Raw genomic sequence first — 20639 nt, 5'->3', positions numbered from 1 at the left:
TAGCGCTGACATGTAACAGACCGCTGTTCAGAACCGGCCCTTTTGCACAAGGCGATAGCCGCCAGCGACCGGACGGAACCCAGCAAGCGTGAGCATCGCACCTTGCTCTGTCGCCTCGGTTTCAAGCGTGACGGTCACTGTGTAGCTGCCGTCCGCGGACAGCCGAATGTCGGCGCGTTCCATGGCCGATTGGCTGACCAAGGGCAGCAAAAGCCCCGCACCGTCACAGCGCGGTTGCCCAAGCATGCCATTTTGCAGGTTCAACCCGGGCAAACTGTCCGACATGATCAGACGAACTTGCCCACCTGCCTGCATGCACCTGCCAGCCGCGAATTTCGCCGAGAAGCCTTCAAACTGGATATTTTCAGCCGGAAAAGGCGCAAAAAGAGCAGCAACCGGAAGTGTTGCGTTCAGATTATTGACGGACATGCCGCCAAAACCGCGCGACACTGTCCCTGTAAATCCGGGGCGATAGGGTGCGTTGCCCCGCGACAATAGGATGTCTGCACGGCCCAAAAACAACGGCCCGACCAAAAGACGCGCATTCACATCGCCAATGGGCAATTTGCCAAGACGCAAGTCACGGATCGACCCGTCCCAGATGATGCCATCCACTTTGCGCGCCGAAACGCCCTCACCGCTAACGATTGCCCGCAGCGGCATGAATAGGATCACCGACAGCATCAGCAACACAGCGCACATGACAACCAGACGGCGGCTCATGGCGCATCCTGTTGCAGCTGGGCATCGACGGTGACGCTGCCATTGGTGCCTGTGCGCAATGTAAGGCCGCTGACGGTTATATTCTGGCTCTCAAGCTCCGTCAGCCATGCAAGCAACGCAGGCGCACGTGCCTGATCGATACGAAAGCGCATTTGGCCCGGCGCGGCATTGCCGGACGTGATGATGTCAAAGCCCTTTTCGCCTGCACTTTGTGTAATCAGCACATCGATATTGGCGGGAGCCGTTGCACGGGCAACGCGTGGCTTTGCCAGTGCGGCATCAACCGTTGCGACAATGCGCCCACGACGCTGCATCGCGGCGTCATGGTCAAGCTTGGCTTGCTCGACGGCGGATAACACCGGCATGATAATCCCAAAGACCAGCACCACAAACGCCGTCAGCCCGCCGGCTGAACCGACAAGCCATTGCTCACGCCGCGTCAGCGCAGCAAACCACACACGTGCTGCAGCTATCATGGCATCCTCATCGTAAGATCGACCAGCGTCGCGCCCGTCGCGTCTGTACGCGGTGTGGCGGTGATGGGAAAACCATCCTGCTGTATGGCGAGTAACGTCTGGTTGATATTGTCCGAACTTGGCGCGGCCAAAACGACCGTCAGAACGCCATCTTGGCCAAAGCGCATGTCACGCACCGAAACATTGGGCGACGCTTTCACACTGCGCCACAATGCTGCCGATAATGGCGAGAAGCGCCCTTGCATTATGCCTTTTTTGCGCATGGCAGCGGCCAGTTCCGCCTCCGCCTGATCAATATCGGTAATCGCCGGATCAACCTTTTGTGCCGCGGCAAGTGCGATGCTGTTTTCGCTGCTGGTTGCGCTCCAATATTTCCCAAGCGTCACCAACATGGTCAGCGCGCTGATCACCACAAGCGCAGCGCATAGGCGCTTAATCCATTTCAGCTGTTCTGCCGTTGCCCAGATGGACCGCACTTTCTTGACAAACATGCCTTCGCGCAAATTTAGCAGCGGTTGCTGGCTCGCTGTCCAAAGCATTGTCCGCACTGTGTCCGCGTCCAAAGTCTCAACGGCGGTCTCGCCTGCAAAAATGCTGCGGAAAACAGGCTCATCCGGCATCGCGAATTGCGCGCTGCGAAGGACATTCACACCTTCAAACGCGGCCGTGACGACCACGTCCGTCGGTGGATCAATTGCAAGACCAAAGGGCAACACAATGTCTGGATTCACGCCGTGCGCCGCTAGGCGATCCAGCCCATATTGCATGACTTCGGGCGCGATTGTGGCTGTGACATAATCATCGCCAACATGCTGCGCCGCGCTGGCGTGCACCAGCCCAAGCGAGTGTTCGGCGGCGCGAAGCTTGGCCACGCCTTCCGCTTGGCGCGCCTCCAACCCTTGCAGCGAAAACCAGCTGCAGCGCACATCAGCCGGCGACACCACAGCCATCACTGTTTCGTCATCAGCCGAAGGCATAAATTCGGACAATGCACCGGCATGTTGCCACACGCCGTCCGTCACACGGAAAACGGCGGGATCATCGACGTCGGATGACGGGAAGCGCAGGATGACGACGGTCATTCCTCTTCCCCCCAACTGCGCCAAATGACGCGCGCCGGCGCAGGCGAGGCGACGATCATCGATTCGCCAGCGAGCGCCAGTTCTCCAAGCGATACCCGTGTATCCAGCAAGAAATAATTGCTCGTCAGTTTGACCTGCCCTTGAACCAGAGGTGCCGGTTCCAACGCTGCCAGTTCGGGGGCAGCCCAGAATCGAATGAGGCTGCCATAGCCACTCGATGGTCGCTTGGCGAGATAGCTCCGTGCGGTCGCGATATTCAATTTACCTGGCGGGAACAGCATCACCAACAATGGCGCCTGTTCGGGCAACAGGGTATTAACGTTCAGCGGCGACAATATGGTTTCCGGCAGCACGCAAATCCAGTTCTGCAGCTTGCTATAAATGGCGGGGCTCACGCCTTTTACCGCGCGCAATTCGCTTGGATGGGCAAACGGCCGATTGGCAACCATATAAGGCACAGGGGCGGCGCGGTACGCATCATCCTCAGCGCCATTCGGCAACGGTGTAATATCGCTATCGGCCCAATCTGCTGCTGCAGCTGCGATTGCGCGGGCAGCGTTCTCATCGGTACCAAGAACCACCAGCAATGACGTCAACTGATCCTGACCCGCCGTGCTGGCCTGATATCGTTCCTCCGACTTAGTCACCAAGCTATTCAGGTTAAAACAATTTCCGGCATCACGCACTGTCGCCGTTGCCGTGCCGATGGGAATAGGCAGGCTTTGTGGAGCCCCCAGCCAGCCGCCTGCCAAAGTTGTTTGCGCGGCATCGCGTGCGACCAAGTCCTCAATCCGCGCCGCCGCAATCGATTCAGTGGCGTAGGTAAACATCCGCGCCTGCGCCAAAGCATTGCCATTGGTGGACAATTTGCTCGACAGGGTTAACCTGTCCAGCGTCGTCGCTGCAATGACCGAAAGTACGGCGACCATCAGCAATACCGACAGCAACGCCGCGCCGCGTTCAGATGACTTGGGCAACATCAGCCAGCCGCCCCTTCTTCTACACTCTGCGTTGGCAAGATGCGTGTCTGCGGCCCCACAAGGAACAACATGCGCTGTTCAGGCTTGCCCTTGACGGTAACCTTCAGGGCGATCGCGCGCGGCAAGGCGTTCGCATCGGTTGCGGTCCAATCGCCCCGCCATTGCCCTTTATCGTCGCGATATTCGGCGGTCGCTGTCACAACATCCTCAAGCATTGTTGCCGCGTCAGCAGGCGCAGCACCGTCCAGCATGGGCCAGCTTATACGTTTCAACGCGCCGTTCTCAAGCACATAGGTCACGCGCTGCAGGCCCGCGCGTGGCGCAGCATCGAAATTGGACCAGCCCCCCCGCACCAGCCCGAGTATTCCACCGGGCACACCTGCATCGCCTTGGGTAAAGGCGGGCACAGGCTGTCCGGATTGGTCACGCACTGGCCGCGCGATGGCTTGCGCAAGGTCTGCCTCCAGCGCGTTGGTCAGCCGCTGCGAAAGCGCCATTTCGCCAAGACGTTCTTTGACCGCAATTTGCGTGTCTGTGCCTGACCGCAGAAGCGTAACGCCTGCAACAGAAATGAGCGCAAAAATGGCCAGCGCCACAAGCAGCTCAATCAGCGTGAACCCCGCCTCCGATTGCCGCGCCGCATTCATTGTTCAACCGGCCTTGCGATGGTCAGACGCGCCTTACGCAAGGCCGCATTGCCGGTGCCGACAACGTCGATGTCGACCATCACGAGGCGCGTGTCGTCGGTTGGGCTTGCGGTTGCTGTCCAGCGCCAATTCTGGCCGCCATTCATTTCTTCACCGCGTGTTTCGCCCAAGGTTGGCGGCGCGGGGTTTGACAGGATTTCGACCGCCACATTGCGCGCCACTTGCCATGCCATGCTGCTGTCGCCCAAATTGGACGTGGAGCGCACCGAATAGCCCTGCAGGCGGACCATCGCCAGCGCAGCAAGGCTGAAAATCGCCAGCGCAACCATGATCTCCAACAATGTGAAGCCATTTTGTGTTGGTTGTGGTTTACCGGACAATGCGCACGTCTCCGGTGGCGGCCAGCGCAAGTGTTACGGTTACCGCATCATGCTTGAGCGTAATATTGGCCGCGCTTGATGGCATGCCTGTGCTGTCAAAGGCGATGCGCATTTGCCGCGTACCAGCCATGTGCACAGAGGTACCACTTTTCCAATCCGTTGCCGTAAAGGGTGCCTCGGACAATGGTTGCCACGCGCCAGCATTCCGCGCCTCAAAACCATAGCCAGACGGGCGCACGGTTACTGCCATGCTGCGCGACTGCAATATGGCGTGATCGCGCAAGGCAGCAACACGCGCGGCAAATTGCTCCGCCTCATCACGGGCACCGCGATCGGTTGACTGCACCGTCATGACGACCGCTGCACTCGCAATGCCGATGATGAAAATAACCACCATCAGTTCCACCAAAGTGAAACCGCGTTCATCGGCTTTCATATGGGGATGGATTGACGGCTTAGTCGCCGTAAATATCGGCATTTTCATTCTCGCCACCCGGCGCGCCATCGGCACCAAGCGAGTAGATGTCAAAGGCGCCGTTCTTGCCCGGCGTTGTATATTGGTACGGGCGGTTCCACGGATCCGACGGCAGTTTTTTGATATAACCCACGCTGCGCATGCCTGCAGCGGCAGGCGGCGTTACCAAAGCCTGCAATCCGGCACCGGCATCTGGATAGGTCAGATTATCCAAACGATATGTCTCAAGCGCTTGTCCCAAGACAGCTATGTCAGCCTTTGCCTTTTGCACCATCGCCTTGTCTTGATTGGGCAAGACATTGAGGGCGACGATGGTCGTCAGCAGCGCGAGAATGAACAATGTCACCATCATTTCGACCAAGGTGAAGCCATTACGCTGTGCCGCCGCAGCCTTACGGCTAAATTTCGCCGACGGACGGCTTGTGTCAGTGAAAAGATTAAAAATGATGCGGAGCATGACTAAAGTCCCGTGAGGTTTTGGAGTTGAAGTATAGGCAGCAAAATTGCCAAAATGATGACAGCGACGACACCGCCCATCGCGACGATGATGAGTGGTTCGAGCAGCGACAAAGCGGTGCTGGTGAAATTATCAAATTCGCGCTCAAGATATTCCGCTGCGCGTTCGAGCATTATATCCAACTGCCCGGCGCTCTCGCCGCTTGCGGTCAAATATACCAGCAGCGGTGGGAAAACCCCGCTTGTGCGCATCGCGCCCGACAGACTGCCCCCGCTCCGTACCGATTCAACGATGTCGTCATTGGCGGCGGAGAGCACTTTATTGCGAATGGTGCCGCCCGTCAGGCGTAAGCCCTCCAGCAACGGCAATCGGCTCGCGACCATCGTTGCCAAAGTCCGTGCCATGCGCGCAGCGTGCAGGTTGCGCAGCAGCTTCCCAAGCAACGGAATGCGCAGCACCGTGCGGTCCACCGACAGGCGGAACGCTGGCCGCTTAAGCGCTTGTGCAAACAGCAAGCCACCAACGACAACAGCGATAATAAGCACCCAATAATAATTCGCCAAAAACGCCGATATGCCGATGACGATGCGCGTAATCAGCGGCAGTTGCTGGTCGACATTGTCAAACTGTTCAACAACACGCGGGACCACAGAGACCATGAGGCCCATCACCACCAAAATCGCAACCAGTGACAAAATCGCAGGGTACGCCAGCGCACCAATCAACTTGCCGCGCATCTCCGCCTGCCGTTCGAGCAATACCGCAAGACGCTCCGTAATAAGCGGCAATGTGCCCGCCCCCTCGCCCGCGGCAATCATCGCGCGGTATAATGGCGGAAAGCTGTTGCCTTCACGGCGCATGGCTTCGGACAGGCGCTGTCCCTCGACCACGCCTGCATGCACTTCGGTCAGTATCTGCCGGACATGTGGCTGCTCGCTCTGGCGGCTGATCGTCCGCAACGCTTCCTCCAACGGGGAAACTTGCGCCAATGACGACAGTTGCCGGGTAAACAAAGTCAGCTGCTTGGCATTCAAACGCGGCTGCCGCTTAATCGGCAGGCTGGCGAGGACAGACGCGCGCGCGGGTGCTGGCGCGACGCTCACAATATAGAGATTCTTGGATGTCAGGCGATCACGCGCGGCATCATCATTGGCCGCAGCTATCCGCCCGCGCTGTTCACGGCCATCCGGATCAATCGCATGATATGCGAATTCAGGCATCTACAATGTCTTCGCGGCGCGAAATGCGAATGGCTTCTTCGGGCGTCGTGTGGCCCGCACGCACTAGTTTGCGCGCAGCGGCGCTCAAATTGGGCTGGTTCACAAAAGCATGGCGCGCAAGGATGGCTTCGTCGCCGCCATCGTTGATGAGGCGGCGGATAGTATCATCGACACGGACGGCTTCAAACACCCCGATGCGACCCTGGAACCCTGTATTGTTGCACTCAGGGCAACCGACGGCCTTGTAGACCGCTGTCCCCTTGTCAAAGCCCAACAAAGACGCCGCGTTACCATCGGCCTGAACCGTCTGGCGGCAACTTGGGCACAAGCGGCGGACCAGGCGCTGAGCGACGACAGCACGCAAGGTGGAGGCGAGCAAGAATGGCTCAACCTTCATATCGCGCATACGGGTAATCGCGCCGAGTGCATCGTTGGTATGCACGGTGGTAAGCACGAGGTGCCCCGTCAGCGCAGCCTGCACCGCGATATCCGCCGTCTCACGATCGCGGATTTCGCCAACCATCACAACGTCGGGATCCTGACGCAAAATGGCGCGCAGTCCTGCGGCAAAAGTCATCCCGACCTTCGCATTCACCTGAGTCTGGCCGATGCCTTCGACGGCATATTCCACCGGATCTTCCACGGTGAGGATATTGCGCGTGCCATCGTTCAGCCGCTTGAGACCCGCATATAAGGTCGTCGTTTTACCCGACCCCGTTGGCCCTGTAACCAAGATGATGCCATTGGGTTCGGCAAGCGCCTCATGCAGGATTTTGAGCGTTTCTTCCGACATGCCAAGCAAATCTAGCGAAATGCCGGCATTTTCCTTATCCAAGATACGCATCACAACGCGCTCGCCTGCACGGCTTGGCAGGGTCGACACACGCACATCGACAAGCTTGCCACCGAGCGTCAGACCGATGCGGCCATCCTGCGGAATGCGGCGTTCAGCGATGTCGAGGCGCGCCATGACCTTGATACGGCTGACGACAACCGGTGCGACATTAGCCGGCAAGCGGAGGCGTTCCTGCAACACGCCGTCGGCGCGCATGCGAATGACAAGGCCCGTTTCATATGGCTCGACGTGAATATCGGATACGCCCTGGCGGACAGCCTCTGCAATGATGCCGTTGATTAAACGGATAACGGGCGCGTCATCGGCGCTGTCGAGCAAATCATCTGCGCTGGGCAACATGTCAGAAAGCAAATCGCCGTCATTGGTGCCGATTGAGCCAGCCATCGCCGCGGCGCTGCCATCCATGGCATAATGGTCGGACAAATAACGGTCAAAGGTAGCATTGTCGGCCATTTCGACATCGAATGGCATCGACAGATAGCGCCGGACCTCAAGCAACATCAGCGGATCAGCGCCCTCACGCATCGCCACCACAATGCGACCATCGCTTTCATGCCGCAGCACCAGACCATGCGCCTTGGCAAAGGCATAAGGCAAATCGAGCAGAGGCGCGATCAAAGCCGGTGCAATAATGACGTCTGGCTCAACCGGTATATGGGATGCTTGCTCGGTCGTCCCCTCGTGCGATGTCATGATTGCGGATCCCCAGTGGCGGAAGAGACCGCGCTTGCGGGAACATCCGCCGGTTGCAACGCGCCACCGGTTTGGGGCCGCGTCAATTTGCCATCAGCACCGATCATGATGTCATTTGTCCGCACATCCGGCGCAACCGGCGGCACAGTGCCCATATAATCGCGCAGCAATTCGTCGATGCTTGGTTCGGCATCTGGATTGCGCGTCAACTGCATGTCGCGGACATAGTCATAACGTCGCGCAGTCAAACGGTCGCCATCTTCGCGGCTACGCAAGATGGTCGGCCGAATGAAGACCATCAAATTGGTTTTGCTGCGGCTGCGGCTGCGTGATTTGAACAGCTCGCCAATGAGCGGAATGTCACTCAAAAGTGGAATGCGCTCAATCGTGCGGCGTTCATCATCATTGAGCAAGCCACCAATGGCCAGCAATTGGCCGTCACCAACGGTCAACGTCGTTTCAAACTCGCGCTTGTTGAGGATGAGGTCGCTGGAGCGTGATGACACCGGCCCTGCAACGCTCGACACTTCCTGTTTAAGGAACAACTTCACATCGCCCTGCGCGTTCACTTGCGGGGTCACCTCAAGCTTGATGCCTACTTCCTGACGCTGAACCGTGCGGAAGGCGTTTTCGAAATTGGCGGACAATTGCTCGCCGCTGCTCACGGGTACTTCTTGTCCGACGAGGAACTTCGCCTTTTGGTTATTCAGCGTCACAATATGCGGCGTCGCCAGCAAGTTGGACTCGGTGTCCGCCGCAATCGCATTGATAATCGTGCCAAAGACCGCATTTTTGCCGATATCCATCGCAAAACCGCCAAAGCCGCCAGTAGCGCTCAGGATCGATGCAGCAGCCGCTTCCTGAAGACTATCACCCAACGCGCTGTTCGTTGCGGTTGTGGTCGTATTGCCATTCACTGTCGTCGTGGTGCGCGTCAGTTCTTCGGCGCCAATTGCGCCCGCAATCGTCAGGATATTGGGTGAGGCGTTGGCGTAATTTGTCGCAGCGAAAGGCGCGTCCTTGCCACCGACAAGGAATTGTACGCCAAGCTTTTTCGCCGCTTCATTGCCGATTTCGACAACGATTGCTTCAACCAAAACCTGTTCGGGCCGTGTGTCCAGCTGACGGATGAGCTCGCCCAACGTGCGTTGCATTTCGGGGTTTGCGGCGATGATAAGGGCGTTGGTGCCTTCATAGCGGGTCACCACCACTGGGCCACGGCCACCAATGCCATTGGGGCCGGTTCCCGACGAAGATGCAACGATGGGCGCAACAACAGCGGCAGCGCCGCCGCCTGCAGCTGGCGCAGAAACAGGTGGCACGTTACTAGATACAGACGATCCGCTCTGCCCGCCAATCAATGACTGGACCGTCTCCAGCAAGGTAGCGGCATTGGCATGCTCAAGCCGGTACACGCGAATTTCGGCGCCTGACTGTGCCCGCGCATCCAATTCCTTGGCCATCGCGGCAAAGCGCGCAACCGATGTCGGGTCACCACGCAGGGCAATGGCGTTGCTGCTGTCAATGGCCGCGATGGAAACAGGTGGCCTCGCGCCCTCGCCGCCGCCTTGACCAGCCAGCGCCTGAAGCGCGGTGGCAATTTCACGCGCACCGGCGTTATCGAGTGCGACGATCTGCGTCGCTGCGCTATCGCGGTCAATCTGGCGGAGCAAATCGCGGATGCGGCCAATATTGTCGGCATAATCGGCAACCACAAGGCTGTTTGCGCTTTTGTTGGCCGTCAACGAGCCTTCGCGGCTTATCAATGGGCGCAGCGTTTCAACGGCTGAGGTTGCGTCAATCGAACGCAGGCGGAACACTTCCGTCACAAATTGGCTTGAAGTTGCTGCACGGCTACCGACGCGGGTCGGCTGGGTTGCAGCGCCGTCGGAAGGCTGGATCCGGTAACCACCGCCGCGAATAGGAATCGCGACGAGACCATTTGCGCGCAGTGTCGAGAGGAACACCTCAAAATATTCCGAACGCGACAATGGCCGGTCAGTAACCACCGACACCTTCCCATTCACACGGCCATCGACAATGAACGTCTGTCCGGTGACGCGGGCCGCATCCTGAACAAAGGCACGGATGTCGGCATCCCGCACGTTCAATGTCTGCTGCGCGGCGATAGGCTGGGCAAAAACGAGCGCGCTGCATGCCAGCAAAAGGGTGAATTTTCGGATCACTGTTGTTCCAGATTTAGAGCAATGGGGACCTTTGCGCCGCCGCGTTCAACTTCAACGCTTAAGCGGGCTCCAGGCCTGATTTGAGAAGCAATGTCAGCCGCCGAGGATACCGGGCGGCCATTTATGCCAACGACAATGTCGCCAGCCTGAAATCCGGCGAGGCGCAACATCGTGCCATCATCGCGGGCTTGCAGAACGAAGCCGGTGACCCTGCCCCCTTCATTACGCGGCGCAAAGCCAATCGATTTTTGCAGCGTTTCAGCATTCAGCCCGACGCCGGCGCTGGACGCCGGTGGCGTGGCAGACGCGCCTGAGCCCGATGGATTAACCGTTTCCGCGGGCACCGACTGATCAAGATACAGCGACTCTTTGACGCCGCCGCGCGACAATATGACATGGTCGAATGCAACGGAATCCAAAGTGACGCCGGGCGCGACTTCTTCGCCAATGGCAAAGCTGTTTTGCACGCCATCTTCGCCCGCGATGATAGCCGAACCGCCGCCCGAACTTTCATTGGTGCGCACGCCGAACAATGTCAGGCTTAGCGATGTGACATTCTGGGTGGAATCTGCAGCCGCGTCATTGCGAAAAAACGGGTCAAATCCCGCAAACAGCGCCATTCTGCCAGACTGTGGCACCACATTGACCGACGGCGCGCGCCAGTCATTGACCGGACCAACGGGCGTTATCAAAATCCAGAAAAGCCGTGCCGTTTGAACGGCGGTCACTATGGCCAGAACGCCAAGAATCAGGCGACCGGCGGACACAGAACTTAAGCGGTGCGACTGCGCTTGAACCCTTTCTGCCCATGTCATTGCCACTGATTCCCCCCGGACGAATCCGCTTGATGATAAAACCCTAACGCGCGGCTGTGACCGTCGAGTGACTCCCAAATGACAGTTTAGTGACGCCCATAAACGAATGCAGCGCGCCAAAAAAATGACGGCGACATGTTGAATCCAACATGCCGCCGCGAGTCAGGGCTGTATTCCCTTTAGAAATTCAGTTCGACACCGATTGAGGCGCTGATGCCTTGTTTGTAACGGTTGTAGAAAATCTTGTTCGCGCCGTTTTCCTGAAACTCCTGATATTTGGTGTTGGTCAGGTTGCGGACTTCGAATTTCAGTTCAGCTTCTTTGCCGCCGAGCGTAAAGCCTTCACGCGCCACGAAATCGAGCTGGATACCGGGTTTTTCCTTGATATCCGGCTGACCCGATGCACCACGGCTGGTAACCCGGTCGGTCGAATAACTGAGCAAAATCGTCTGCTGCGACAGGCGCTCGGTATCTTCGAGACCGAATTGCAGATTGACCAGATGATCCGCCTGGCCGGTCAATGGCGAACCGTCGGTGAAGAAATCGAGTGCGTCGGTGGACGATGCGTTAAACACCGAAACCGTGTCACCCGCCTTCACGCTGATCTTTGACTTGGTGTAGGTGTAGTTGGCGATGACAACCGCACGGCGTGTCGCAAAAAAGCCTTCATCGCCAATCGCAGAGAGATCGAAATATTTCTGCGTTTCGATTTCCACCCCGTACAAATCAGCCTTTGGTGCGTTCGCAAAGCTGGTGATAACCGAGTTATCATCAAAGCTTGAGAACGACTCGATCGGATTGTCGATACGCTTGAAGAAACCAGCAGCTGTGACGCGCTGGTCACGGTCAAAATACCATTCATAGCGCGCTTCAGCATTGTACAACTGGCTATCTGTCAGAAACGGGTTTCCACGGAAAAGACGGTTGGAATCTGTGTCGTAGAAGTTCTGGAAAATCAGTTCGCGGAATTGCGGACGCGCGATGGTTTTCGACGCGCTCATCCGGAACTTCATCTGATCATTCATGTCCCATGTCAGTGTCGCTGCGGGCAACCAATAGCTACGATCCAAGCTGGTGGAGGCAAGCGAGGCCGTTGGCGTCGTGAACACCTGAACCGGGACAACGGTCTGTTCCGCGGTTTCGTAACGCACACCAAGGTTCAGGCTGATTGCTGGCGTAATGAATGCCTGAATTTGGCCATACCCAGCGTGGTTCAACAAGCTTGCATCAAAGACCGGGTTTGCTTCGTTGGTATCGATCAACGCGATGTTGTAAAAATCGATAATGTCCGGTTGCAGCAAAAAGTCTGGTCGGAATAATGACGGCGCGATGGGCGTGCCGCCGGGTGCGACAAACTGGAAGTCACGGCGTTCGGTTCGGCGAACCGTGTCCGAATAGGCATAGCCTACCGTCGCGGTAATTTCCGGCGTAACCTTTGCCGACAGATCCACACCACCGGCCCACAGATTTTCATTCAGATAGGAATAGCTGACTTCGGCGCTTCCCTGCTGACCGTTGTTGAGACGGTTGATGAACAATTGGCCATAAGGATCCGACGTGATGTTGCTGCGATAATATTCTAGGCTGATTTCATCCGGCGCTTCACGTTGGGAATTGGCGTAGGCTGCACGGACGCTCAAATTCACGTCAGGTGACAATTTGAATTCACCGACCAGCTGGCTATCCACCAACTGGCGCTCGAACCATGCTGTATCCTGCTGCATCAATGTCGCGGTGGGCGATGTTGTCTGACGGGTACCGACACCGAGACGCGCTTGTTTCAGCGTGTCGCGAATGAACAGATTGGTCCAACGGATTTTTTGTTCACCCATCTCGATACCGAAGCCAAGCAGGCCGTTCACAACCATACGGTTGTCGGTAATGACTTTCCGGAAATCCAGCTCTTTCTGGCTCAGATCAAGCGTCGATGCCGTTTGTTGGATCGTGTCGCGGGTACGCCATTTATTGCTGTAACCGGCGTTGAAGATGACCCCCATAGTGGTGTCATCGCCAATTTCGAAGTTCGTGCCACCAGTAATCGTGCCTGAGCCATTGGGCGGCAGATTCTTGTCACGCTGAACAATGGCATTCCGGCCGGTAATGAGCTCGCCGGCAATAGCCTGGGTATCAACGTTACCCGCGCTGATGCGTGCGCCGCTGGCAAGATAGGATGCAAGCGCGGGCTTTAGGTCACGGTTGCCATTGTCGAAGCCACTCCAATCCTGCGAGCTACCATAATATGTGTAGCCCAGTTGATTGGTGGTCTCGCTATTCACGCTCAAGTCACCGCCGACGGTCAGGAATGTTTCGCGCGGGATCGCTTTGGTGGTCAGGTTGATAACGCCGCCGCCAAATTCACCGGGGAAGTTTGCCGAGTAGGTTTTTTGCACAAGCGAAGATGCAATCACGCTTGTGGGAAAAAGATCGAGCGGAACAACGCGCTTCAATGGTTCAGGGCTTGGGAGCGGCGAACCGTTAAGCAATGCGAGCGAATAACGATCACCAAGGCCACGAACATAGACAAAGCCGCTGCCAACGACGCTTAGGCCAGTGACACGCGATAGTGCGCCGGCAATGTCGCCTTCACCGGTACGTTCAATATCCGCGCTCGACAGCACGGAAACAACTTGCGCCGCGTTCTTGGAAATGTTGCGATCCAGATATCCGCGTACGACGATTTCTTCGCCACCCGGAATAGAGACATCGACATCCTCTTCGACTGGCGCGGCTGCGTCTGCTGGCGTGTCTGCTGGTGCTGCTTCAGCACGCGCTCGTTCGGCCTGCTCCGCTGCGGCGTCTTGCGCCATCAGCATGGAAGGCGAAACGAGCGCCGACGTCAAAAGCAACAGTCTGATTGCCCCTACTGGCTTCAACATTGTAATTCCCTTTTATAAATTCGAAAAAAGGGTGAGGTGCATGCCCGCTTGGCCGCACCTCACCCGATATTATCCGCCAGCTATCAATATGTTGGCAGTGAGGTGCAGAGACCGGTTACGCTAGTGCCCAGATTGGCCGTCGAGCTGTTGCAGGTCCAGCCTGCATACCAAGTGTCGTTGGCGTCACGGACAGCACCGATATAGGTTGTTGCATCAAAGTAAGATGCGATGGTGCTGGCGTTGAACGCTGTAACTGCGTTTTCGGTGGCACCATTGATGAACAATGACGTCAAGCTTGGTGTGAACGCGCTGTTATTGTTGTTCGCACCCGAACCGAACACCCCGCTTACTTGCGCCTCGGTCACACCATTCGAACCAACAAACGCTGGCGATCCGCACTGCATAACAACCGAACGGAATACTGGTGCGCCAGCTTCGTCAATGCTTGCATCTGCTGTTGCCGATACGGTTTGTGGACGGCTGATCCGCAGGCATGATGTCGATGGGCTGACAACCACACCGTTAAACATGCTGTAGTCGGTACCACCACGCAGCAACATTGCCGACAGATTACCGGTGTTACTGCGCTGAATGAAGGTGAAGTTCGACAGGCGTGTGTTCTGGCGCGGCGTATTGCCGTCCGTAGCGTTATCCGAGTCCGCTTCGATCATCGAGTCACCCGCATTTGGACGCTGCACTGCCAATACATATTGAAAGTTGGCTTTTACGCCGGTGTCAGTATCGAGACTGTCATCATCCGCACCGATCGCCACGAAATACTTCATGTTGACGTTACCGCCGAAGAATTCTGCACCATCGTCAGAGCTGTTGAACGACTGGATGTTGTTCAGAATAGTACCGGTGCCGGTGCCGCCCGTGGTCAGGGATTGCAGTTCGGAGTTACCCGAAAGAACAAAGCCCGAGTAGCGGATTTGGACAAAGCTCAAACGGCCGCTGTTATCGGCGGGGTTCGCGCCACCATAAAGTGCCGGGTCCACTGCGCCTTCAACCTGACGCTCGCAAGCAACAGTGCCTGGAGTTGCAGCAGGTGCTGCGCAATCGGTGATTGGTGCGCGGCCGTTAAGAACGATACCGCCCCACTGACCAATCGAGCTGTCGTTGTTGAGACCGAGGACGTTGTCACGGCTGGTGAAGATGATTGGGAGAGCTGCCGTACCAACAGCGTTGATGCGGTTACCGCGGTTAACGTTCAACCATGACACGCCGGTTCCGCCAAAGACGATAACGCCTGGTTCAATGTTCAGCGTGACGACATTGTTCGTCGATGAAGGACCTTGGTCCGTACCAACGTCAACACGGCCACCAAGACGATACAAAACGCCTGCAATCTTTGGCAATGTGCTGGTGGTGTTGATGCGCGCTGGCAAAGTGCAGACGCGATATGTGCCGGTTGGGCCAGTGATCGTACCGCTGTCGGTCAAGCCTTGCGCATCGGCGATGGTTGGGCAGCCGCCAGCAGGTGTAACTGTCGCAGTTGGTGGTGGCGGCGGCGGCGGCGGAGGTGCAGCCGGGTTGTTGATGGTGATGTTACCACCAGTGCCTGGTGACGCGATATCATCTGCGCCACAGCCGGTGACGAGGGCAGCTGCTGCCGTCGCGTACACGATCCCACGCAATTTTGGGTTTAACATTCTAAATCTCCGCAACAAATAAGACGTGCCCGATATGGGCAAATGCAACGGACCAGAATCGAATCATCATAAGGCCCCACCCGTTGACCATGCGGCGAATAGGGGCGAGCTGTGACATGGTTGTGCTTATCACATTGCATTTAGAAGAATGTTTTACGTCAAAAATGTGACAATCGCAGAGAAGGCGGGTCACAGAAAGCCGACACACCAAAAAAGCGTAAGGCGGGCCACATGACCCGCCTTACATGCGCATTATAAATAATGTATTAACACGTTAGCCCAAAACGCGTGAAACGAGATTAGCGCGTGGCAATCCGCATCTGCAAACCGGCATAGGCCTTACGCGCAGCGTCTTTTGAATTCATCACGCGACCGTCGGCGAGCACCAGATCGACGGTATCACGGCTCTGCATCGCGGCGGCGAACATATTCGAAGCCTCTTCCATACGGCCCATACGCGCATAGGCACGGCCAAGGTTGAGCAGCTTCGCAGGATCATGCCGGCTCACTTGCGCGCTTGTCAGTATTTGAGAAACGGCCCGTTCATTGTCCCCCTTTACGAGAGCCTCATAGCCAATGGATCCCTTTGGGTACGCAGTTTCAATATTCATGGTCGGTTGGGCGTGGGCTGCAACGCCCATCAAGCCAGTTACCAAAGCACCTACGAATAGCAGTTTCATCCGTGTTCTCCTCATTTCTGCTTTGAATATGACACTTATATGACATTACTGCAATAAAATTGTAATATATTGACCACTTGTTTGATAATGCAAAATCCGCGCTTTAAATTCAGTAATATTTCAGACACATAACTTCTATCAAAGTCGCATGAGAACCGCATCAAAGTGCCACCACCCTTCCCTAGTTGGGCGCTGTAAACCAATGCAGGGATGATACCAAAATGCGTAAAATTACTATGATGCTTTTAGCCGGAGTCGCTTTCGGATCTGTGCCAGTTATGGCGCAGCAATCGAATGCTCCCACAACCGCCGACTCAGAAGAGGCCGAAATCGTCGTGTTCGGCCAAGGCGAGACCCGTCAGGTTCAAGAAGTATCGAGCAAAGAACTTCTGATCCTCGCGCCAGGCACCAGCCCGCTGAAAGCCATTGAGAAGCTGCCAAGCGTCAGCTTTCAATCTGCCGACCCGTTTGGAACATATGAATGGTCAAGCCGGGTCTCGATCCGTGGCTTTAACCAGAACCAGCTCGGCTACACACTCGACGGCATTCCGTTGGGCGATTCAAGCTATGGTAACAACAACGGCCTGCACATTGGCCGCGCAATCATTTCGGAAAACATCGGCGTTACCCGCGTTTCGCAAGGTTCGGGCTCCATTGGCACACAAGCCACGAACAACCTTGGCGGCACGCTCGAGTTTTTCTCGGCTGACCCAAGCGACGGCTTCGGCGTTGATGCGAACCTGACTTATGGTTCGTCCAACACGATGCGCGCATTTGGCCGCATCAACTTTGGAGAAGCGGGCGGCGTTCGCGGATTTCTATCCGGCGTTTACCACAATGCCGACAAGTGGAAGGGCGGCGGTGAACAGCGTAGCATGCACGTAAACGCTAAGGCCATCATTCCAGTGGGTGATGCCGAATTTGACGGATTCTTCTCCTACTCCGACCGCGCTGAGCAGGATTATCAGGATCTCTCGCTCGAGATGATTAATCGCCTCGGTTATGACCATGACAACTATTTCCCCGATTATGCCAAGGCGATTTCCGCGGCTCGTGGTGTATATGTTGCCCCAATCAATAATCTCGACGACAGCTATTATGATGCATCAGGCCTGCGTAAAGATTTGCTCGCTTCTTATGGCCTGACCGCGCCTTTGGCCGATGGGGTGACCTTCAAGATCAAAGCATATTATCACAATAATACCGGTCAAGGCACATGGGGCACTCCATATGTTCCAAGTCCAAATGGCGTGCCCATGTCGGCGCGCACAACCGAGTATGACATCCAACGTGGCGGCGTATTCAGCTCGCTGAACGCTGAATTTGGCGACCATGAAGTGACTGTCGGTGGCTGGTACGAGCATAACGACTTCACGCAAGCGCGTCGTTTTTATGCCTATGAAAGCAACACGACGCCTGGCCTTGATCACACCAAGTTCTTGGCCAACCCGTTCTTCACGCAGTGGCTGTTCGATTTCAACACCGACACGCTGCAATATTATGTGCAGGACAAGATCAGCCTTGGCGATCTGACTATCAACCTTGGTTGGAAGGGTTTCCAGGTCAATAATGAATCCGACCCACGTATTCAGGGTTCGTTGGCTGCCGGCAAAATCAAGTCGCAAGACTGGTTCCAACCGCATGCAGGCGTTGCATATAAGTTGACGGATAAAGCCGAAATCTTCGGTGGTTTCACGCAAGTCACCCGCGCGTTTGTGTCATCAGCCACAAGCGGACCATTCGCGACGACGCAAGCGGGCTTCGACGCTTTGGTCACACGTGACCTGAAACCAGAAAGCTCGGACACGTTTGAGCTGGGCGCACGTTACAACGACAATGTCTTCAACGGCGTGATCGGTGTATATTATGTCAACTTCCGCAACCGCCTGCTGGGTGTGCAAACCGGCGCAGGCATCGTTGGAAACCCTGCCATTCTGCAAAATGTCGGCAGCGTCCGCTCGCTCGGCTTTGAAGCCGCAGGCGATATACGTCTGGGCGGCGGCATGACCTTGTTCGCATCATATAGCTACACAGGTGCAACATATCGTGAAAACGTCATCACCCCAACGGCGGTTATCGCCACGAAGGGCAAGGAAGTCGTCGACACGCCAAAGCATCTGCTGCGCGGCGAAGTGGCTTATGACAGTGACGCATTCTTCGGACGCGTTGGTGCCAATTACATGAGCAAGCGTTACTTCAACTATTTGAATGATCGCTCGGTACCCGGCCGTGTCCTCGTTGACGCCACAGTGGGTTACCGCCTCGATGCGGGGCTTCGTGCACCGCTTGAACTGCAACTGAATGCCACGAACCTGTTCGGTAAAGAGTATGTCTCTACCATTGGTTCAAACGGCTTTGGCAATAGCGGCGATAACCAAACCTTGCTGGCGGGTTCACCGCGCCAGATATTTGTAACATTGAAAGCTGGTTTCTGATGAAATCGGCTTTGCTGATTGGCAGCGCGCTCCTTGTGAGCGCGCTGCCGTCGGCGGCCTCGGCTGAGCCGGTGCTGCTGATCTCAATTGATGGTTTGCAGCCCGCAGACATTCTGAAGTCAGAAGAGCGCGGCATACAGGTTCCCAACCTGAAACAATTTATCACGAACGGAACCTACGCAGACAAGGTGAAGGGCGTTCTTCCGACCGTCACTTATCCCAGCCATGCAACTTTGCTGACGGGTGTTAGCCCCGCACAACACGGCATTGTCGGCAATAACAGTTTTGATCCCATGCAGATCAACCAAGGCGGATGGTATTGGTACGCCACAGATTTCAAAGTCCCCACCTTGTGGGATGCGGCTGCGAAGGCCGGACTGCGCACAGCAAATATTCACTGGCCGGTCAGCGTTCAGGCGAAAGCTGTTACATGGAACATCCCGCAGATATGGCGGACTGGGCATAATGATGATGCAAAGCTGCTAAAGGCGCTTGCGACGCCGGGCCTTATAGAAGCGCTTGAAACAGACCTTGGCAGCTACGCGCCGGGCATTGACGAGAGCATAGAGGGTGACGAAACCCGCGGCCGTTTTGCCGCCGCGCTTATCAGGCGCGAAAAACCGGATTTCACAACTGTGTATCTGACCGCGCTCGACCATGAGCAGCATGAAAAAGGTCCAGACACAGCCGCAGCTTATAGTGTTTTAACCCGGATCGATAAGGTCGTTGGCCAGATCGTTTCCGCGCAAATGGCAGCGCATCCCGATAGCGTCATTGCTGTTGTATCGGACCATGGCTTTTCCAAGGTCGACACCGAAATCAACCTCTACCGTGCGTTCATCGACGCTGGCCTGATTGTGCTCGACGGTAACGGCAAAATCAAAAGCTGGGAAGCCAGCCCCTGGAACTCGGGCGGATCGTCAGCGATCATTTTGGCACGTCCAGATGACGCCGCGCTGAAAGCGCGTGTCGCAGGTGTGTTAGCTACGCTCAAGGCCGATCCAAAAAACTGCATCGCAGAAATTGCAGAGCCCGCAGAAATAGCGCGCCTTGGCGCAAATCCGGAAGCGAGCTTTTACATCAGCTATGCCCCCAATGCGTATGCAGGCGGCTTCAAGGGACCGGATGCGCCATTGGTGAGCGCGTCTGGCAGCAAGGGCATGCACGGATATTTTCCCCATAGCCCATTGATGCGGTCCAGCTTCATGATGATGGGGAAAGGCGTTGCCAAGGGACGCAACCTCGGAGAAATCGACATGCGGGCCATCGCACCAACGCTTGCCAAAGCCATGGGTGCGCTTTTGCCTGACGCAGAGGTAGCAGCTGTCAAATAATGACATGTGCCAATTTTCAATGGCAAAAAAACTGTCATTGATCTGCCACGCACATGACTCATCCGTCGTTTAGGGCTTCATTAAGACAACGGGGGATGGGCATTATGACAACCACTGAATTAAGCGACAGCCTGCTTTTTAAAAGCGATGGAAAAGGTCCAAAACTGCCGGCATGGTTCGATAAGCCCGAACCAAAAAGCTACCAACCAAAGATGCGGTTTCGCACGGTGTGGATTTCAGATGTGCATTTGGGCACAGCTGGTTGTCAGGCGGGGCTGCTAAGCGATTTTCTGCATTCCATCGAGTGCGAGACGCTGTATCTGGTCGGCGACATTGTGGATGGCTGGCGTTTGCGCAAGGGTTGGTATTGGCCAGACCAGCATAATGAAGTCATCAGACGAGTGTTAAAGATGGCGCATCGCGGCACCCGCGTCGTCTATATTCCCGGCAACCATGACGAAATGTTCCGTGATTATGCAGGCCTGAGCTTTGGCGGCGTTGAGGTTCAGTTGGAGGCGATCCACCATACCGCCGACGGCCGTGCCTTGCTTGTAACGCACGGCGATGCCTTTGACGGCATCGTGCTATATGCCCGCTGGCTCGCCTTTTTGGGTGACCAAGCGTATACGTTGCTTTTGAAAGCCAACGTCGTTCTCAACGCGGTGCGCCGCA

The 20639-nt window shown here is 56.3% G+C and carries 18 protein-coding genes; 3 read left to right on the top strand and 15 right to left on the bottom strand.

Translation table 11 applies throughout. From position 1 onward, the window contains the following. Nucleotides 1-27: 27 nt before the first annotated feature. The 15 genes from gspN to ACIQ5B_RS03345 form a co-directional block, all read right to left on the bottom strand. Nucleotides 28-723 (bottom strand): type II secretion system protein N, encoded by a 696-nt coding sequence (gene gspN / locus ACIQ5B_RS03415; protein ID WP_397597799.1) that lies wholly within the window; start codon nt 721-723, stop codon nt 28-30. Next, complete coding sequence (gspM, locus tag ACIQ5B_RS03410) at nt 720-1199, bottom strand: type II secretion system protein GspM (RefSeq protein ID WP_397597798.1); 480 nt, start codon at nt 1197-1199, stop codon at nt 720-722. Before gspM ends, gspN begins: the two co-directional genes overlap by 4 nt. Further along, entirely contained in the window at nt 1196-2281 is a 1086-nt protein-coding gene (locus tag ACIQ5B_RS03405; RefSeq protein ID WP_397597797.1) for a hypothetical protein, read from the bottom strand. The genes gspM and ACIQ5B_RS03405 overlap by 4 nt, the downstream gene beginning before the upstream one ends. After that, nucleotides 2278-3261, bottom strand: coding sequence for a type II secretion system minor pseudopilin GspK (gspK, locus tag ACIQ5B_RS03400; protein WP_397597796.1), 984 nt, complete (start codon nt 3259-3261; stop codon nt 2278-2280). Before gspK ends, ACIQ5B_RS03405 begins: the two co-directional genes overlap by 4 nt. Further along, on the bottom strand, nt 3261-3908 hold the full coding sequence (gene gspJ / locus ACIQ5B_RS03395) for a type II secretion system minor pseudopilin GspJ (protein WP_397597795.1): 648 nt from the start codon (nt 3906-3908) through the stop codon (nt 3261-3263). The genes gspK and gspJ overlap by 1 nt, the downstream gene beginning before the upstream one ends. After that, nucleotides 3905-4288, bottom strand: a complete 384-nt coding sequence (gene gspI, locus ACIQ5B_RS03390) for a type II secretion system minor pseudopilin GspI (RefSeq protein ID WP_324479824.1) — start codon at nt 4286-4288, stop codon at nt 3905-3907. Before gspI ends, gspJ begins: the two co-directional genes overlap by 4 nt. Next, a complete protein-coding gene (locus ACIQ5B_RS03385) occupies nt 4278-4772 on the bottom strand; it encodes a GspH/FimT family pseudopilin (RefSeq protein WP_324479823.1) in 495 nt (164 codons plus the stop codon). The genes gspI and ACIQ5B_RS03385 overlap by 11 nt, the downstream gene beginning before the upstream one ends. Continuing rightward, entirely contained in the window at nt 4744-5220 is a 477-nt protein-coding gene (gene gspG, locus ACIQ5B_RS03380; protein ID WP_324479822.1) for a type II secretion system major pseudopilin GspG, read from the bottom strand. Before gspG ends, ACIQ5B_RS03385 begins: the two co-directional genes overlap by 29 nt. A 2-nt stretch (nt 5221-5222) precedes the next feature. Continuing rightward, complete coding sequence (gene gspF / locus ACIQ5B_RS03375) at nt 5223-6440, bottom strand: type II secretion system inner membrane protein GspF (RefSeq protein ID WP_397597794.1); 1218 nt, start codon at nt 6438-6440, stop codon at nt 5223-5225. After that, entirely contained in the window at nt 6433-7989 is a 1557-nt protein-coding gene (gene gspE / locus ACIQ5B_RS03370) for a type II secretion system ATPase GspE (RefSeq protein ID WP_397597793.1), read from the bottom strand. Before gspE ends, gspF begins: the two co-directional genes overlap by 8 nt. Beyond that, nucleotides 7986-10175, bottom strand: coding sequence for a type II secretion system secretin GspD (gene gspD / locus ACIQ5B_RS03365; protein ID WP_397597792.1), 2190 nt, complete (start codon nt 10173-10175; stop codon nt 7986-7988). The genes gspE and gspD overlap by 4 nt, the downstream gene beginning before the upstream one ends. Continuing rightward, nucleotides 10172-10990, bottom strand: coding sequence for a type II secretion system protein N (locus ACIQ5B_RS03360; RefSeq protein ID WP_397597791.1), 819 nt, complete (start codon nt 10988-10990; stop codon nt 10172-10174). The genes gspD and ACIQ5B_RS03360 overlap by 4 nt, the downstream gene beginning before the upstream one ends. 179 nt (nt 10991-11169) lie before the next feature. Continuing rightward, on the bottom strand, nt 11170-13866 hold the full coding sequence (locus ACIQ5B_RS03355) for a TonB-dependent receptor domain-containing protein (protein WP_397597790.1): 2697 nt from the start codon (nt 13864-13866) through the stop codon (nt 11170-11172). Nucleotides 13867-13949: 83 nt separating this feature from the next. Continuing rightward, nucleotides 13950-15518, bottom strand: a complete 1569-nt coding sequence (locus ACIQ5B_RS03350; RefSeq protein ID WP_397597789.1) for a hypothetical protein — start codon at nt 15516-15518, stop codon at nt 13950-13952. 299 nt (nt 15519-15817) lie between these two features. After that, entirely contained in the window at nt 15818-16198 is a 381-nt protein-coding gene (locus tag ACIQ5B_RS03345; protein ID WP_397597788.1) for a hypothetical protein, read from the bottom strand. 221 nt (nt 16199-16419) lie between these two features. Between ACIQ5B_RS03345 and ACIQ5B_RS03340 the strand changes: the two genes are divergently transcribed. From ACIQ5B_RS03340 to ACIQ5B_RS03330, 3 genes are all read left to right on the top strand, one after another. Next, entirely contained in the window at nt 16420-18633 is a 2214-nt protein-coding gene (locus ACIQ5B_RS03340) for a TonB-dependent receptor (RefSeq protein WP_397597787.1), read from the top strand. Then, complete coding sequence (locus tag ACIQ5B_RS03335) at nt 18633-19967, top strand: alkaline phosphatase family protein (RefSeq protein WP_397597786.1); 1335 nt, start codon at nt 18633-18635, stop codon at nt 19965-19967. Before ACIQ5B_RS03340 ends, ACIQ5B_RS03335 begins: the two co-directional genes overlap by 1 nt. A gap of 104 nt (nt 19968-20071) precedes the next feature. Beyond that, on the top strand, nt 20072-20639 hold a 568-nt coding region (locus ACIQ5B_RS03330; protein ID WP_397597785.1), incomplete at its 3' end, for a UDP-2,3-diacylglucosamine diphosphatase.

Origin of the sequence: Sphingorhabdus sp., from assembly GCF_044374345.1 — a bacterium.
GTDB lineage: Bacteria > Pseudomonadota > Alphaproteobacteria > Sphingomonadales > Sphingomonadaceae > Sphingorhabdus_B.
Note: the sequence above shows the minus strand (reverse complement) of the source record. Positions and strands in the feature narration are given on the sequence as shown.

Bases quoted from the DNA above. Each gene is read 5' to 3' on its own strand.
- ACIQ5B_RS03340 (WP_397597787.1), top strand. From the start codon at position 16,420: ATGCGTAAAATTACTATGATGCTTTTAGCCGGAGTCGCTTTCGGATCT.
- ACIQ5B_RS03335 (WP_397597786.1), top strand. From the start codon at position 18,633: ATGAAATCGGCTTTGCTGATTGGCAGCGCGCTCCTTGTGAGCGCGCTG.
- ACIQ5B_RS03405 (WP_397597797.1), bottom strand. From the start codon at position 2,281: ATGACCGTCGTCATCCTGCGCTTCCCGTCATCCGACGTCGATGATCCC.
- gspN (WP_397597799.1), bottom strand. From the start codon at position 723: ATGAGCCGCCGTCTGGTTGTCATGTGCGCTGTGTTGCTGATGCTGTCG.
- ACIQ5B_RS03385 (WP_324479823.1), bottom strand. From the start codon at position 4,772: ATGAAAATGCCGATATTTACGGCGACTAAGCCGTCAATCCATCCCCAT.
- ACIQ5B_RS03350 (WP_397597789.1), bottom strand. From the start codon at position 15,518: ATGTTAAACCCAAAATTGCGTGGGATCGTGTACGCGACGGCAGCAGCT.
- gspE (WP_397597793.1), bottom strand. From the start codon at position 7,989: ATGACATCGCACGAGGGGACGACCGAGCAAGCATCCCATATACCGGTT.
- gspF (WP_397597794.1), bottom strand. From the start codon at position 6,440: ATGCCTGAATTCGCATATCATGCGATTGATCCGGATGGCCGTGAACAG.
- ACIQ5B_RS03355 (WP_397597790.1), bottom strand. From the start codon at position 13,866: ATGTTGAAGCCAGTAGGGGCAATCAGACTGTTGCTTTTGACGTCGGCG.
- gspJ (WP_397597795.1), bottom strand. From the start codon at position 3,908: ATGAATGCGGCGCGGCAATCGGAGGCGGGGTTCACGCTGATTGAGCTG.
- ACIQ5B_RS03360 (WP_397597791.1), bottom strand. From the start codon at position 10,990: ATGACATGGGCAGAAAGGGTTCAAGCGCAGTCGCACCGCTTAAGTTCT.
- gspK (WP_397597796.1), bottom strand. From the start codon at position 3,261: ATGTTGCCCAAGTCATCTGAACGCGGCGCGGCGTTGCTGTCGGTATTG.
- ACIQ5B_RS03345 (WP_397597788.1), bottom strand. From the start codon at position 16,198: ATGAAACTGCTATTCGTAGGTGCTTTGGTAACTGGCTTGATGGGCGTT.
- gspM (WP_397597798.1), bottom strand. From the start codon at position 1,199: ATGATAGCTGCAGCACGTGTGTGGTTTGCTGCGCTGACGCGGCGTGAG.
- gspG (WP_324479822.1), bottom strand. From the start codon at position 5,220: ATGCTCCGCATCATTTTTAATCTTTTCACTGACACAAGCCGTCCGTCG.